This window comes from Actinacidiphila sp. bgisy144 (genome assembly GCF_057708105.1).
This window is the reverse complement of the sequence record NZ_JBYIRM010000034.1, coordinates 74130-89462: the sequence shown is the minus strand read 5'-3', so window position 1 is coordinate 89462 and position 15333 is coordinate 74130. Positions and strand designations below refer to the sequence as shown.

Genomic DNA, 15333 nt, shown 5'->3' with positions numbered 1-15333 from the left:
GCCCTTTCGGGGCCCCTCCGGACTTTCCCTTCGTTGTGTTCCAACCTTAGCAGATGCTTTCCGGTCGGAATTACCACCCGCCTTTCGCAGACACGCGTACCCGACTCAAGATTTCTCTCGGACGGATGTTGGTGCCCTCGACGAGCGAGGTAGCAGGTTCTCGCGCTCACCCCGGACAAGTCCGGTTCGCGACAACCGTTCAAACCTACATCCCACCCAGGTGAGCGTCAAATCAGCCAAAGCTGGACGGGGGCGTGTCGAGGTCCTCCAGCTCGACGCCCGGCGCCGCGAGGACCACGTCGCCGGCGATGTGGACGTCGTGCTGGTCGCCGGTGGCGAGGTCGTCCACGCGGAAGTTGTCCACAGGCAGCAAACCGCTGTCCGTGGAGTGTGCTGTCCTGGTGAGGAGCGACCACGACTGGTCGACGGTGAGCGGTGCGAGGACGGGAGCCTGGAATGACACGAGACGTACGCGCATGGCCGGGCCGCCCGGTTCGAGGCGGAGCAGCCGCGCGGTGGCGATCAGGAACGCCGGCGATACGCCGGTGAACGCGTGCGCGGGCGCGTTTCCTTCTTGCGCGTGCTCGCCCGACGGGTCCGTCCTGACCCAGGTGACGCCGTCCAGTGCGGCGGCGCGGACCTGCCATGCCGCCGCGTGCAACTCCAGGCGGATGGGACGGCCCAGGTCGTCGACGGTGAGGTCGATCGATCCCGCGTGCGCGCCTTCGGGCGTGGTGGTCTGCGCGGTGTAGCGCCAGCCGGAAGGGCCGGTGGCGCAGTGGAAGTGCTCTGCACCGAGGGGAGTGTGGTCATGCGTGTCGTAGAAGGAGTATCGGCCGCGGGGCATCGTTCGGTTCCGGGGTCTGGCAAGGCCCCCGCCTCGCGGGCGAGACGGGGGCCGGTGCGCGGTGGATCTTCAGGCCGCTCGGTCGGCCGCGCGGGCGCGCGACCGCACCGGTCAGTAGCGGTAGTGGTCCGGCTTGTAGGGGCCTTCGACCTTGACGCCGATGTAGGACGCCTGCTCGGGGCGGAGCGTGGTGAGCTTGACGCCGAGCGCGTCCAGGTGGAGGCGGGCGACCTTCTCGTCGAGGTGCTTCGGGAGCACGTAGACGCCGATCGGGTACTCCTCGGGCTTCGTGAACAGCTCGATCTGGGCCAGCGTCTGGTCCGTGAAGGAGTTGGACATCACGAAGGAGGGGTGGCCGGTCGCGTTGCCGAGGTTCAGCAGGCGGCCCTCGGAGAGGACGATGAGGGTCTTGCCCTCGGGGAAGGTCCAGGTGTGGACCTGCGGCTTGACCTCGTCCTTGACGATGCCGGGGATCTTGGCGAGGCCGGCCATGTCGATCTCGTTGTCGAAGTGGCCGATGTTGCCGACGATCGCCTGGTGCTTCATCCGGGCCATGTCGGAGGCCATGATGATGTCGCGGTTGCCGGTGGTGGTGACGAAGATGTCGGCGGTCTCGACGACGTCGTCGAGGGTGGCGACCTGGTATCCGTCCATCGCGGCCTGGAGGGCGCAGATCGGGTCGATCTCGGTGATGATGACGCGGGCGCCCTGGCCGCGCAGCGACTCGGCGCAGCCCTTGCCGACGTCCCCGTAGCCGCAGACCACTGCGACCTTGCCGCCGATGAGGACGTCGGTGGCGCGGTTGATGCCGTCGACGAGCGAGTGGCGGCAGCCGTACTTGTTGTCGAACTTCGACTTGGTGACCGCGTCGTTGACGTTGATCGCCGGGAAGAGCAGCGTGCCGTCCTGCTGCATCTCGTACAGGCGGTGGACGCCGGTGGTGGTCTCCTCGGTGACGCCGCGGATCTCGGAGGCGAGCTGGGTCCACTTCTGCGGGCTCGCGGCGAGGGTGCGGCGCAGCAGGTCGAGGATGTGGCCGTACTCCTCGCTGTCATCGGCGGTGGTGGCCGGGACCGCGCCGGCCTTCTCGAACTCGACGCCCTTGTGCACCAGGAGCGTGGCGTCGCCGCCGTCGTCCAGGATCATGTTGGGGCCGCCGGTGGGGGTGTTCGGCCAGGTCAGGGCCTGCTCGGTGCACCACCAGTACTCTTCGAGGCTTTCGCCCTTCCAGGCGAAGACGGGCACACCCTGCGGGTTGTCCACGGTGCCCTCGGGGCCGACGGCGATGGCCGCGGCGGCGTGGTCCTGGGTGGAGAAGATGTTGCAGGACGCCCAGCGAACCTGCGCGCCGAGGGCGACGAGGGTCTCGATGAGGACGGCGGTCTGCACGGTCATGTGCAGCGAGCCGGTGATGCGGGCGCCGGCCAGCGGCTGGGCCGCGGCGTACTCGGTGCGCAACGACATCAGGCCGGGCATCTCGTGCTCGGCGAGGGTGATCTCCTTGCGGCCGAACGCGGCAAGAGAAAGGTCCGCGACCTTGAAGTCGGTGGCGGTGGTGGTCATACGGGCTGCTCCTCGTGGTGGTCGAGGTGGACTTGGACAGGCGCTACCGCGCGGTATGGCGTGTCGAGCGCTACGGACACACCTGTCCCGTTGGCAGCGCAATCCGTCGGAGGCCCTCTCTCCCTCGGCCGGTCGTGGTGCGTTGACCGCCCGACCGCCATCAGCAGCGACGTCTGGCTACGAATGAATCTACACCGGGCGGCCTGTCTGCCGCAGGGCCTCGCGGTCAGCGGCCGCCGGGCGTCTGGTCGGGGTCGGGGCCCGCCGCCGCGGCGGCCGCGCTGTAGATGTCGGGTTCGAGGTAGATGACCCGGGCGATGGGCACGGCGGCGCGGATGCGCTCTTCGGCCGCGTCGATGGCGGCGGCCACCTGGGCGGCGGTGTCGTCGTGGTCGACGGCGATCTTGGCGGCGACCAGGAGTTCTTCGGGGCCGAGGTGGAGGGTGCGCATGTGGATGACGCCGGTGACGGTGTCGCCGTCGGCGATGGAGTCGCGGATGCGGGCGACGAGGTCGGTGCTGGCGCCCTCACCGATCAGCAGGGACTTGGTCTCGGCGGCGAGAACGAGTGCGATGCAGATGAGGAGGGTTCCGATGCACAGGGTGCCGACGCCGTCCCAAACGCCGTTGCCGGTGCCGATGGCGATACCGACGCCGGCCAGGGCCAGGGCGAGGCCGATCAGCGCGCCGAAGTCCTCCAGCAGGACGACGGGGAGTTCGGGTGCCTTGGCGCGGCGGATGAACTCGGCCCAGGACAGGTCGCCGCGGGTGTGGTTGGACTCCTTCATCGCGGTGCGGAAGGAGGAGCCCTCGGCGATGATCGCGAAGACGAGGACGCCGACCGGCCAGTACCAGTGGTCGACGGGGTGCGGGTGGCTGACCTTCTCGTAGCCCTCGTAGAGCGCGAACATGCCGCCGACGGAGAACAGGACGATCGAGACGAGGAAGGCGTAGATGTAGCGCTCACGGCCGTAGCCGAAGGGGTGTTCCTCGTTGGCGGCGCGCTTGGCCTTCTTGCCGCCGATGAGGAGGAGCGCCTGGTTGCCGGAGTCGGCCACGGAGTGCACGCCTTCGGCGAGCATCGAGGACGACCCGCTGAACGCGAAGGCGACGAACTTGGCGAGGGCGATCGCGAGGTTGGCGCTGAGGGCCGCGATGATCGCCCTGCTGCCGCCTGACGCGCTCATGGGTGGTGGGTGTCCCTTCGGTCGGGGTCAGACGGTCACGGTCGCGCGGAACAGGGTGCCCTGGCCGGTGAGCTCGGTGTGCTCGCCGGCGGGGATGTAGGCGGACTCGCCCTGGGCGAGGGTCAGTTCGGTGCCGTCGGCGGCGGGGGTCCGCGCGGGTCCGAGGGTGCGCAGGCGGACCTGGCCGCTGGTGCACAGCAGGATCTGCGGGGTGCCGGCCGGCAGGGTGCGCGGGTCGGCGCCGGGAGCGAGCAGGTAGCGGGAGAGCCGGAACTCGTCGATGGGGGCCGGGTACAGCTCCTCGCCGTCGGGTCCGGCCTCGGGGCGCAGCACGCCCGGGTCGCCGGCCTCGAAGCGGACGATGCGCATGAGTTCGGGTACGTCGATGTGCTTGGGGGTGAGGCCGCAGCGCAGCACGTTGTCGGAGTTGGCCATGATCTCGACGCCGAGGCCGTCGAGGTAGGCGTGCGGGATGCCGGCACCCAGGTAGAGCGCTTCGCCGGGTTGCAGGCGTACGTAGTTGAGCAGCATCGCGGCGATGACGCCGCGGTCGCCGGGGAAGCTGTGGGCGGCCTTGGCGTAGGCGGCGTAGGCGGCGGCGTGCGCGGAGCCGGGGGTCTGCGCCAGGCGGGTGGCGGCTTCGGTGGCGGCGCGTACGGTCTCGGCCATGGCGTCGGGTTCTGCGCCGAGGACGGCGGACAGCACCTCGCGCAGGGCCTGGTCCTCCGGCTGGGCCCGCAGGATGTCGACGTAGGGGGTCAGGGCGGGGACGCCGAGCGCGTCGATGAGGTCCGCGGCCTCGGCGGGATGGCGGAAGCCGCACAGGCCGTCGAAGGGGGACAGCGCGACGATCATCTCGGGCTTGTGGTTGGCGTCCTTGTAGTTGCGGTTCGGGGCGTCGAGGGGAATCCCGCGGGCTTCCTCGTCGGCGTATCCGGAGGCGGCCTGGGCGAGGTCGGGGTGGACCTGGACGGACAGGGGCGCGCCTGCGGCGAGGACCTTGAACAGGAAAGGCAGGCGCGGTCCGAAGCGCTTGACGGCGGCTTCGCCGAGTTCGGCGGCCGGGTCGGCGTCGATGACGGTGTCGAGGGCGACGGGGCCTTGGCCGCGGTCGATGCGCGAGGGTGCGCCGGGGTGGGCGCCCATCCACATCTCGGCTTGGGGTTCGCCGGTGGGCGGGGTGCCGAGGAGTTCGGGGATGGCGGTGGTGGAGCCCCAGGCGTAGGGGCGGATGGTGTTGGTGAGGCGGTTCATTCCGGTCAGGGTCTCTCGGTCGAGGCGACGGCCAGGTACGCGGCGGCGAAGTCGGTGAGGGCGAGGAGTTCCGCGGCGGTGTCCAGCGGGGCGCCGCCGGGAGCGGTGATCTCGCTGAGCGGGGTGTCGTGGGCGTATGCCTGCTCGCGTGCGGCGGGCGCGGCGGAACCTGGCTGGTCGGGGGCTTCTTGGAGCAGGACGATGCGCAGGCGCAGGGTCTCGGTGTCCTCGACCCGGTCGCGGAAGAAGTCGTCGGGGTCGCCGGCCAGGGTGTGGGCGCCTGCCTGCAGGGGGCCGTGGGCGGTGAGGGCGGCGGGCAGTTCGGCGGCGAGCGCGGGGCGCCCGGCGAGAGTGGCGAGGACGGTGCCGAAGCGGCGCGCTGCGGCCGCCGCGACGGGACCCTGGCTCCACAGCAGGGGCAGGGAGCCGTCGAGTTCGGCGGCGAGGGTCTTGGCGGGGTTGGTGTAGGTGGCGACGGCGGGTCCGCAGCGGGCGGCGATCTCGTCGAGCCGGTCGGCGACGGCGTCGAGGGCGCTGCCGGGCGCGCTGATCAGGCCGATCCGGCCGATGAGGTCCAGCACGGGGGTGAGCAGTGCCCAGAAGGCGCCGGTGTCGGTGGCCGCGGGTACGGCGGCTGCGCCGACCGGGCCGGCGAAGGGCAGGGCGATGCCGCGGACCTGTCCGACGGCTTCGGCGAGCGGGGTCTTGGCCGGGGCGACGGCGACGGCGGTGCAGCCGCGGCGGTATGCCTGCTCGACGAGGTCGGTGAGGCCCTGCTCCGTGCCCTGCTCGCTGAGCAGGAGGAGCAGGTCGAGCGGGCCGCTCCAGCCGGGCAGTGTCCAGCGGGCCTGCTCCGGTCTGGGGCCGGTCGGGGTGAGCAGTTGGACCGGGGCCGCCCCGGAGCCGAGTGCCGCGAGCAGGTCGGCGACGGCGGCGGCCTCGGGACCGCTGCCCGCGAGGAGCACTGCGCGCGGCCGCCCGTCGGGGCGCATGTCGGCCAGGCCTGCTTCGTCGGCGAGCCGCAGGGCGGTGCGTACTCGTGCTCCGGCCGCGGCGACGCCGCGCAGCAGCCCGTGGGCGTCGGCGCGGGCGAGCGCGTCGGGGTCCTCCAACAGCGACTCGTCGAACAACACGACCTCCCGGTCGGGTGCGGATTCGGCCTGGGTCAGGCGGGACGGCGTGCCTCGTCGACGAGCAGTACGGGGATGTCGTCGCGCACGGGGTAGGCCAGGCCGCAGGCGTCGGACGTGCACAGCAGCTCGGCCGCGGCGTCGTCCTCGCGCAGGGGCGCGTGGCATGCCGGGCAGGCGAGGATCTCCAGGAGGCTGGGTTCGACGAGCGGCAAGGTGGTCCTCCGTGCGGGGTGCGGCGGTGTGGGGCCGTTGCGGCCTGCGGGTTCAGCCTATCGCCGTACCCGGCGGCGGGGCCGACCCGCCTGTGGACAACCCGTCAACGGACAACCCCTCAACGGACGACCCGCCGGCCGTCGCCCGCCGGCGCACCAACCCGCACGGGCCGCGCCTGCCGAAGGGCCGGGCAGGGTCCCGGCCCTTCGCCTGGCCGTCAGCCGCGGACGATGGCGAGCACCCGGTCGCGCAGGCGCCCCACCTCGGCGTCATCGCGCGCTTCCACGTTGAGCCGCAGCAGCGGCTCGGTGTTGGACGCGCGCAGGTTGAACCACCACGCGGGCGTGGAGACCGTCAGTCCGTCGAGTTCGTCGAAGGAGACGCCGTCCTCGGCGGCGAAGGCGGCCCGCACGGCGGCGGTGCGCCCGGCCTGGTCGGCGACGGTGCTGTTGATCTCGCCGGAGCCCGCGTAGCGCTCGTAGGACGCGACGAGGGCGGACAGCGGGCCGTCCTGGGCGCCGAGGGCGGCCAGCAGGTGGAGGGCGGCGAGCATGCCGGTGTCGGCGTTCCAGAACTCGCGGAAGTAGTAGTGCGCGGAGTGCTCGCCGCCGAAGACGGCGCCGGTCTGCGCCATCCGCTCCTTGATGAACGAGTGGCCGACGCGGGTGCGGACCGCGGTGCCGCCGTGTTCGGCGATGACCTCGGGCACCGACCGGGAGGTGATCAGGTTGTGGATGACGGCGGCGCCCGGGTGCTTGGCCAGTTCGCGGACGGCGACCAGCGCGGTGATCGCCGAGGGGGAGACGGGTTCGCCGCGCTCGTCGACCGCGAAGCAGCGGTCGGCGTCGCCGTCGAAGGCGAGCCCGAGGTCGGCCCCGGTCTCGCGGACCTTCGCCTGGAGGTCTACGAGGTTCTTCGGGTCGAGCGGGTTGGCCTCGTGGTTGGGGAAGGTGCCGTCGAGTTCGAAGTACATCGGCACGAGGTCGATCGGCAGGCCGTCCAGGACGGTCGGCACGGTGTGGCCGCCCATGCCGTTCCCCGCGTCCACCACGACCTTCAGCGGGCGGATGCCGGACAGGTCGACCAGCGAGCGCAGGAACCCGGCGTAGTCGCCGAGGACGTCGCGCGCGGTGATGATGCCTGGAGTGGCGGCGGCCGGCGGCGCTCCGGTCGCGGACCACTGCTCGGCCAGGTCGCGGATCTCGGCGAGCCCGGTGTCCTGGCCGACGGGCGCGGCACCGGCCCGGCACATCTTGATGCCGTTGTAGCGGGCGGGGTTGTGGCTCGCGGTGAACATCGCGCCCGGCAGGTCCAGCCGGCCGCTGGCGAAGTACAGCTCGTCCGTGGAGCACAGGCCGATCTCGGTGACGTCCGCGCCCCTTGCGGCGGCCCCGCGCGCGAAGGCGTGGGACAGGCCCGGCGACGAGGGCCGCATGTCGTGGCCGACGACGAGCGCGGAGGCGCCGGTGACCGTGGCGAAGGCGGCGCCGAAGACCTCGGCGAGCGACTCGTCCCACTGGTCGGGGACGACGCCGCGCACGTCGTACGCCTTGACGATCTGCGACAGGTCGGGGGATGCCGGAGAACCCGGTGATTGGGGCACTGCACACCTCTGCGTTACGGTCCCGGGCGGTCAGGTCGCGACCAACCTATCCGAGACGCCGCGCGGGTCCGGCGGGGCTACTGGTCGGGCGACCGCAGGACCCGCAGGTGCCCGCGCCGGGCGACCTCCACGGGGTCGATGTCGCGCGCGGTGGCCGCGCCGCCCGGGCCGCGTTGGTGCGGGCGGGCCGCTTCCCGGACCGCGTTGGCGAGGGCTTCGAGGTCGTCGCCGACGGGGCGGACCGGACCGGTGTCGGTGGCCAGGCGTACGACCTCCCACCCGCGGGGGGCGGTGAGCCGCTCGGAGTGCTCCGAGCACAGGTCGTAGCAGTGGGGTTCGGCGTAGGTGGCCAGCGGGCCGAGGACGGCCGTGGAGTCCGCGTAGACGTACGTCAGTGTCGCGACGGCGGGACGGCCGCAAGCGGTGCGCGAACAGCGACGTACAGGGCTCACGAGGTTGGACGGTACCGCACTCTTGAGCGGGCCGCGACGACTCTCCGCCAGGTCACTCGGTCGTGTCGCTCGTGGCCCCTGCCGCCCGCCGCGCCGGACGTACGACGCTGACCTGCGGCTACCGTCGGAGCAGCAAATGCGCCTACCGACAGTAACGCCGCGGCCGCCGGCGCCGGGCGGGGCGGCACAGCACGTCAGGTGGCGGATATCCGACACTTCTGTGGCCCGATCCGAACCCGGCGGCGGCTCGGTGGAGGCGCCAAGCAGCCACGGCGGCGGGTGCCGCGCGCCTGGCGGGCGGGGTGCGGAGGCTGCCCGGACGCTGCGCCGTACGGCGGGCAGGGCGCGGTACGCAGGCGACGCCCTGCTGTGCGCGCCCGCGTCGGGGGCTAGGCTCACGATGATGGACAGCTCGGCCCCCACACCCCCGCCCCAGCCCGCGCCCAGGCCGCGGCACCGCGACCGGCACGGCCGCGGCATGCGCGGGCCCATCGCGCCCCCGCAGGTGCCGCTCGCGCTCAGCCGGGCCGACGCCTTCGACGACCTGGTACGGGATGCCGCTGACCGGCTGGAGCGGCGCTGGCCGCAGCTGGCCGACGTGGAGTTCGCCGTGCAGGACGTGCCCTGGCCGCAGGACACCCCGGCGTCCGATGGCGACCCGGTGCCGCTCGGGCGGCTGATCGGCGCGGCCAAGGACCGGCCGAGCCGGATCGTGGTCTACCGGCGCCCGGTCGAGATCCGCGCCAAGGGCAGGGACGAGCGCGCACTGCTGGTGCACGAGGTCGTCGTGGAGCAGGTCGCCGAACTGCTCGGGCTGTCGCCGGAGAACGTCGATCCGAAGTACGGCGAGGAGTGAGCCGGCCGCCCTCGCACCCTGGATTCGCATCCTGGAGGCGAGGGCGGCCGGTGCCCCGGGACGCTGGGTGACACCCAGTGGGGCCGGGGACCCTAGGGTTCCAGGACGCGCAGGTCGTCCGCGGCCTGCGGCACCTCGACCAGCCCCTGGTCGTCGGGCATCGGCTGGATCGTGAACATCGGCACCCCGTCCATGGGCAGTGCGAGCATCCGCGACGCGTACAACTGTCCTCCGGACAGGCGCTGCACGGTCACCGCGTAGGCGCCCTTGAGGCCGGAGGGCTGCGGCGGGGCCGTGGACACCGTCGTGCCCGCCTTGACGGTGACGGTCTTGCTGACCGAGGTACCCGCCGTGGAGCCCGCCGACGAGGTGATCTTGACGCTGACGTCCTTGCCGGTGGCGGTCAGGGCGAGTGTGGAGCCCTTGCTGCGGTTGTCGGCGATGGATGCCTGCCGGTCGATCGGGGCGGTCGCGGGCAGGAAGGCGATCTCCTGGTCGCTGCCCTTGCCGCGGGTGATGCGCAGCCCGGCGACCACCGGCACCGGGTCGTGCGAGCTGCTCGAACCGATGATCAGCGACCCGGCGTCGCCCCTGGTGAGGTCGCCGAGGTCGACGGAGGTGGTCATGCCGCTCTTGACGTGCAGCGTCTCGTTGCCTGCCGGGGTGATCGAGCCGCTGGGGGTGGCGAGCTTCAGCGTCAGGTCGGCGTCGTCGGAGCCGGGCACATAGGTGATCAGGCGCACGTCGGTGGCGTCGGCGGGGATACCGGGCATGACGAGGTCCCCGGCCGGCTGGGCGGCGGCCGACAGCCAGTCGGTGCCCGCCGCGTTGTCGGTGGCCTGCACGGCGGCGCCGACCCGGCCGCTGCGGGCGACGACGTGCACGGTCAGGTCCTGCACCTTGTCGGCGATGAGCGTGGACAGCAGCACCGGCTTGGAGCTTTTCGCGGGCACGGTGATGCCGTCGCCGGTGGAGCCCTTGAGCTGGCCGTCCTTGCTGTACAGGTCGATGTCGACGACGGCCGGGGTGTCGTCGGGGTTGACCAGGTGCACGTAGTCCTGGCGGCCGTCCTGGGTGCTGGCGCCCGGGAACCAGAACTCGCTGTCGGGGGCGACGCAGGAGGTGCCGAGCAGGCCGCGGCCGGGTCCGTCGCTCACGACGGTCGTCTGGGACACGCTCCACCCGGGTGCCACGGCGCCGTCCGCGGTGCCGATCAGCGCGGGCGAGTCCGACTTGTCGGTGCTCGACGTGACGGGCTTGCCGGTGGACGTGAGCGGCTTGAGCGCGGTGGGCTTCGTGGTGGCCGGCACCAGGGTGGCCTTGCCGCCGGAGGTGCCGCTGCCGGTCGGGGTGAAGGACGTGTACGTGGTGTCGGCGAACTCCGACGTCGACGGCTCCGGGCACAGCAGGGTGCTGCGCTGGACCGGCAGGCGCGAGGAGGAGCCGGCGGTGGCGGCGTGGGAGTCGTCGCCCCCGGTCATGGAGGCCGCGCCGGTCAGGACGGCGAGCGCGACCACGGCACCGGCCAGGGACAGGGTGCTGCGGTTCACTGGTACTCGCTCCCATCACGGCGCTGGTCGCCGTCTGCGTAGTACGGCGCGGGGTCGGGGTAGCCGGGCCGGCCCTGCTCGTCCTGGTCGGGCTGCTCGCCGTAGCCCTGGTCGTAGGGGGCCTGACCGTCCGGGGCGGGCTGCGGCGGCGCGTAGGGGTCGTAGCCGGGCTGGGCGGGGTAGCCGTAGCCGTCGCCGTACGCCTGCTGGTCGTATCCGGCGGGATCGGCCGGGTAGGGCTGCTGGGCGGCCGGGGCGCTCTCCCAGCCGGGGGCGGCCTGCGCGTAGGCGGGATCGGCGTAGCCGCCCTCCTGGTAGCCGCCTTCCTGGTAGCCCGTGTCCTGGTAGGTGTAGCCGTCGGCGCCCTCAGCGGCCGCGTACGGGTCGTACCCGCCGGCGGGGGCCGAATAGGCGGGCGCCTGCTCGTAGTCGCCGTCCTGGGCCTCCTGGGCCTCTTCGCGGGGCGCAGGGATGCCGGCTTCGAGCGGCTCGGCGGCAGTGTCCGGCGGCTCGGTGCCGGAGGGCGCGTTCGGCGCCGCGGTGGCGCCGGCGGCGGCTGCCTCGGCCGCCTCCGCTTCCGCGGCGGCTTGCAGGCGGCGGGCGCGGCGGCCCTCGCCGAGGGGCTGGCCGGGGAGGTCGGCGGTGGTGACGCCGTCCGCCTCCGGGAGGTCGTCGTCGATCTCCTGGCGGCGGCCCGGCAGCGCCAGCACGATCACGACGAGCAGCAGCAGCGCCTGGATGCCGAGCCAGCCGATGTGGGTGAGCGGCTCCTTGTAGGTGACGTCCAGCCGGCCGCCGGTGGCGGGCAGGTCGAAGCCCTGGGCCCAGCCGTCGACGGTGACCGGGGTGAGCGCGGTGCCGTCGAGGGTCGCGTGCCATCCCGAGTTGGCGGTGTCGGCGATCCGCAGCACGCGGCCGGACGGGCCGGCGGGCACCTTGGTGTGCGCCTGGATGCGGCCGGCGGGGACGCCGACGGGCTTGGCGCCCTTGCTGGTGATGGTGATGCGGGAGACGTTCTGGTTGACCTGCCACAGCTCGGTGCCGTCGGACTGGCTGAGCCGGGACAGGCCCGGGGTGCTGTCGAGCACCTTGCCGAACGCCTTGGGCGCGCCCTTGGGCGCGAGGACGTACCGCACGGCGTATCCGGCCAGCCGGCTGCCCTGGTCGGCGCCCGAGCCCGCGACGAGGTTGGCCACCACCTTGTCCAGGGCGCGGTTGTGGGGTGCCTCGGCGGCGAGTTCGGCGTCGCCGAGCCGGACGCCGGAGCCGCGCACGATGGCGTACTGGACCTGGCTCTGGGTGCCGCCGATCACCAGGGTGCGGGGCTGGTCGGAGGTGGTGGCCTCCTCCGCGACGAAGGCGGGCACCTGCGTCGGGTCGGTGCGCTTGAGCGGGCCGTCGGCGCCGTCGATCATCCAGGTGAAGGCGGCGAGCAGGGGGGCGGCGACCGCGGCGAAGGCGATCAGGGCGGCGACCGGCTGGCGCCAGCCGAAACCACTGGCGGCGATCCGCTCGTTCGCGCCCTCGGCGCCGATCGCGGCGGCGGCCAGCAGCGCGAGGCCGTAGACCAGGGTGGCGGGGCCGGCCCAGTCCTTGCTGTTCTCGACGACCGCGAAGAGCATGCCGGTCAGGGCGGCGCCCCAGGCGACGGCGATGGCGGGGCGGCGGCTGCCGCGCATCAGGGCGGCGAGCGCGGCGAGCACGACGCCGATCAGCAGGAAGCCGCCGGACGCCTTGGGACCGCCGGGGCTGAGCAGGAGCAGGTCGAGCCCGGAGGCGGTCTTCGTGGAGTACGGCAGGCCCGCCTCCTCGAGCATGCGCCCCGGGTGGGAGAGCAGGGTCAGCGACCAGGGGGCGAGCAGCACCAGCGGGGTGACGACCAGGGCGGCCGCGCGCAGCAGTTGCGGCACCAGGAGCTGCTGCTGGCGGCGCACCAGGCGCCAGCCGATCGCGCCCGCGGCCAGCACCAGGGCGATCGGCCAGGTGACGGGCGTGAAGGCGGTGGTGAAGGTGAGCATCAGGGCCAGTGCCCAGGTGGCGCGCCAGCCGGGGCGGGCGCCGCGCTCGATGGCGGAGTCGGTCAGTTGCAGGCCCGCGGCGGAGACGGCGGCGCGGGCCATGAGCGGCAGCAGGATCGCCAGTACGGCGGTGCCGAGGCGGCCGCCGGCCAGGGCGCCGGTCGCGGCGGGCAGGAAGGCGTAGGCGACCGACGCCCAGGCGCGCAGCAGGCGGGACTCGACCAGCGGCCGGGACGCGAAGTAGGCGGCGATGCCGGCCAGCGGCACGGAGGCGACCAGGAACAGCGTCAGGGTCAGGCCGGTGGAGCCGAACAGCACGGTGGCGAAGAGCGCGAGGACCGCGATGTAGGGGGGCGCGGCCTGGGTGCCGCCGGTGCCGAGCGTGTGCCAGGAGCCGGCGTAGGTGGACCACAGGTCGGAGGCGCCGGGGTCGGCGGGGAGCAGGGCGCCGCCGGCCAGCGAGCCGCCGCCGAGCAGGCCGCGGCAGGCGGCCAGGGAGACGACGAGCAGGACGGCGAAGAGCACGGGGCCGGGTTTGCGGGCGATCCGCTTCAGCCGGGCGAACTGCTCGACCTCCAGGAAGTCGCCGTCGTCGTCGCCGGGCCCGGACTCGACGGCGCCGCCATGGCGGCCGGCCGCGGCGGTGGAGGCGTCGGCGCGGCCGGCGAAGTTGCTGACCACCTGGTCGACGGTGGCGCGGACGGTCGCGCCGGGCGGCGGGAAGAGCGGCCGCAGTTCGGAGGGCGCCACCGCGCCGCTGCCGCGCCGGCGCCGGGCGGCGAGCACCCGCCCCGGCCGCAGCAGGATGCCGAGCAGTCCGACGATCTCGTCGACGGCCTGGCCGGGCACCTTGCCGACGAGGTAGGCGAGGGTCCGCAGCAGGGTGCCGACGACTATCCGCACCATGACGTAGGGCAGCAGTGCGCCGCGGGTGTTGGCCAGGAGGGTGTAGACGGCGCCGGCCTTGTCGACGCGGTGCGGGTTGACCGCGGAGCGGCCGGCGCAGTCGACGGGACGGCGTTCGCGGGAGGCGGCCTCGGCGTGCCGCATGATCGCGTCGGGGGCGATCAGGACGGTGTGGCCGGCGGCGTTGGCGCGCCAGCAGAAGTCGACGTCGTCGCGCATGAGGGGCAGGCGGCGGTCGAAGCCGCCGAGTTCCTCCCACACGTCGCGGCGCACCAGCATTCCGGCGGAGGAGACGGACAGCACGGGGCGGACCTGGTCGTGCTGGCCCTGGTCCTGCTCGCGGCGCTCCAGGCCGGTCCAGCGGCGCCCGCTGCGGGCGATGGAGACGCCGGTCTCCAGGAGTTGGCGGCGGTCGTACCAGCTGCGCAGCTTGGGGCCGACGATCACGGTGGACGGTGAGGTCTCGACGGTGCGCAGGAGGGCGGCCAGCGCTCCGGGCTCCGGCTCGCAGTCGTCGTGCAGCAGCCACAGCCACTGGACGGGTTCGGCCGGCGGCTGGGCGGGTTCGTCGTACGCGTCGTCGTTCCAGGTGCGGTTGACGGGGTCCCAGCCGCTGGTGCGGCGCCGGAGGTAGGGCAGGTCGTCCGCGGTCAGCGGTGTGGTGGAGCGCACGGCCTCGTCGACGGCGGCGCCGAAGCCGGTACGGCGGGCGAGGTGCAGCACCCGCTGGTCGCCGAGGGACTCGGCGAGCAGGCGGGCGGAGTCGTCGGCGCTGCCGGTGTCGGCGGCGACGACGTCCTGGACCGGGCGGTCCTGCGCGAGCAGCCCCTGGAGGGCCTTGGGCAGCCAGCGCGCGCCGTCGTGCGCGACGAGCACGGCGGTGACGACGTGGTGCGGGAACTCAGGGGTCCCGGACGGATGGACGGCCGATGCTGGGCTGTTCACGGACATCGAGGTTCGGGCCCCGGTTCGCTGGACTGCGGTGGACGCATCAACCCGCCGGCGGCGGGGCATGCATCTCGGACGGCCCCCCACACTAACGGCTCGCAGCGGCGCGGCCGTCCGGGCGTAGGCACAACAGCGGCCCGCCTGCCGTGCCGGAGGGCGCGGGAGACGGGCCGGATGCGGGGCCGCGGGCAAGCGGCGGCCGGGGGGACGGCGAGGTGCCGGCCGGGGGTGCGGGTCAGACGACGCCCTTCTTCAGGCGGCGCCGCTCTCGCTCGGACAGGCCGCCCCAGATGCCGAAGCGCTCGTCGTTGGCGAGGGCGTACTCAAGGCAGTCGGAACGGACTTCACAGGCGAGGCAGACCTTCTTCGCCTCACGGGTGGAACCGCCCTTTTCGGGGAAGAAGGATTCGGGGTCGGTCTGCGCACACAGCGCGCGCTCCTGCCAGCCGAGTTCCTCGTCGGCCTCCTCGGCCAGCAGCAACTGGAACTGCTCGGTCATGCGCGCCCCTGTCTGTCGTGCTTCCCCGTGATGTTCCCCGTGGTGGTACCTGCCGTCATGTCCGGCGGTCCGGCAGAACGACACGAGTGAAATTACAAGTGTGCCGATCCGGGCCAGTCAAGCCGAGATCTGCTATTGAGCCCGTTATTCACTCCGCTGAACCAAGGAGTGACAGATAGTGTTGATATCGGCCCGAATGACCGCATCCGTCAACCGTGGCCCCACCGGCCAAACGCTCACACCCCGCCAGACGCTGCGGTGACGGGCGGCGTTCCACTCGTTCGAGCGATGCACCGGGAATCACA

12 protein-coding genes are annotated in these 15333 nt (G+C 73.1%); 1 reads left to right on the top strand and 11 read right to left on the bottom strand.

The window, feature by feature from the left end; genetic code table 11:
• Positions 1-232: 232 nt before the first annotated feature.
• From AC3EVP_RS30525 to AC3EVP_RS30490, 8 genes are all read right to left on the bottom strand, one after another.
• A complete protein-coding gene (locus AC3EVP_RS30525; protein WP_435135487.1) occupies positions 233-847 on the bottom strand; it encodes a hypothetical protein in 615 nt (204 codons plus the stop codon).
• Between the two features lie 111 nt (positions 848-958).
• Positions 959-2410, bottom strand: a complete 1452-nt coding sequence (gene ahcY, locus AC3EVP_RS30520; protein WP_335971199.1) for an adenosylhomocysteinase — start codon at positions 2408-2410, stop codon at positions 959-961.
• Positions 2411-2636: 226 nt separating this feature from the next.
• Positions 2637-3596: a cation diffusion facilitator family transporter gene (locus AC3EVP_RS30515; RefSeq protein ID WP_335971196.1), complete on the bottom strand. Its 960-nt coding sequence runs from the start codon at positions 3594-3596 to the stop codon at positions 2637-2639.
• 27 nt (positions 3597-3623) lie between these two features.
• Positions 3624-4850 carry a mannose-6-phosphate isomerase, class I gene (gene manA / locus AC3EVP_RS30510; protein ID WP_435135484.1) on the bottom strand — a complete coding sequence of 409 codons (1227 nt, stop codon included), beginning with the start codon at positions 4848-4850 and terminating at the stop codon, positions 3624-3626.
• A 5-nt stretch (positions 4851-4855) separates the two neighbouring features.
• Complete coding sequence (locus tag AC3EVP_RS30505) at positions 4856-5980, bottom strand: SIS domain-containing protein (protein WP_435135499.1); 1125 nt, start codon at positions 5978-5980, stop codon at positions 4856-4858.
• Positions 5981-6015: 35 nt separating this feature from the next.
• A complete protein-coding gene (locus tag AC3EVP_RS30500; RefSeq protein ID WP_335971192.1) occupies positions 6016-6195 on the bottom strand; it encodes a Trm112 family protein in 180 nt (59 codons plus the stop codon).
• Positions 6196-6413: 218 nt separating this feature from the next.
• Positions 6414-7799 (bottom strand): phosphomannomutase/phosphoglucomutase, encoded by a 1386-nt coding sequence (locus tag AC3EVP_RS30495; protein ID WP_435135482.1) that lies wholly within the window; start codon positions 7797-7799, stop codon positions 6414-6416.
• A gap of 77 nt (positions 7800-7876) precedes the next feature.
• Positions 7877-8302, bottom strand: coding sequence for a DUF3499 domain-containing protein (locus AC3EVP_RS30490; RefSeq protein WP_435135497.1), 426 nt, complete (start codon positions 8300-8302; stop codon positions 7877-7879).
• A 352-nt stretch (positions 8303-8654) separates the two neighbouring features.
• Between AC3EVP_RS30490 and AC3EVP_RS30485 the strand changes: the two genes are divergently transcribed.
• Positions 8655-9107, top strand: a complete 453-nt coding sequence (locus AC3EVP_RS30485; RefSeq protein WP_335971188.1) for a metallopeptidase family protein — start codon at positions 8655-8657, stop codon at positions 9105-9107.
• A 92-nt stretch (positions 9108-9199) separates the two neighbouring features.
• On the opposite strand, the gene AC3EVP_RS30480 is transcribed toward AC3EVP_RS30485, so the two are convergent.
• The 3 genes from AC3EVP_RS30480 to AC3EVP_RS30470 all read right to left on the bottom strand — a co-directional run bounded on the left by AC3EVP_RS30480 (position 9200) and on the right by AC3EVP_RS30470 (position 15028).
• Positions 9200-10657: a DUF5719 family protein gene (locus AC3EVP_RS30480; protein WP_435135480.1), complete on the bottom strand. Its 1458-nt coding sequence runs from the start codon at positions 10655-10657 to the stop codon at positions 9200-9202.
• A complete protein-coding gene (locus AC3EVP_RS30475; protein ID WP_435135478.1) occupies positions 10654-14532 on the bottom strand; it encodes a glycosyltransferase in 3879 nt (1292 codons plus the stop codon). Before AC3EVP_RS30475 ends, AC3EVP_RS30480 begins: the two co-directional genes overlap by 4 nt.
• A 232-nt stretch (positions 14533-14764) precedes the next feature.
• A complete protein-coding gene (locus AC3EVP_RS30470) occupies positions 14765-15028 on the bottom strand; it encodes a WhiB family transcriptional regulator (protein WP_031519519.1) in 264 nt (87 codons plus the stop codon).
• Between the last annotated feature and the right edge of the window lie 305 nt (positions 15029-15333).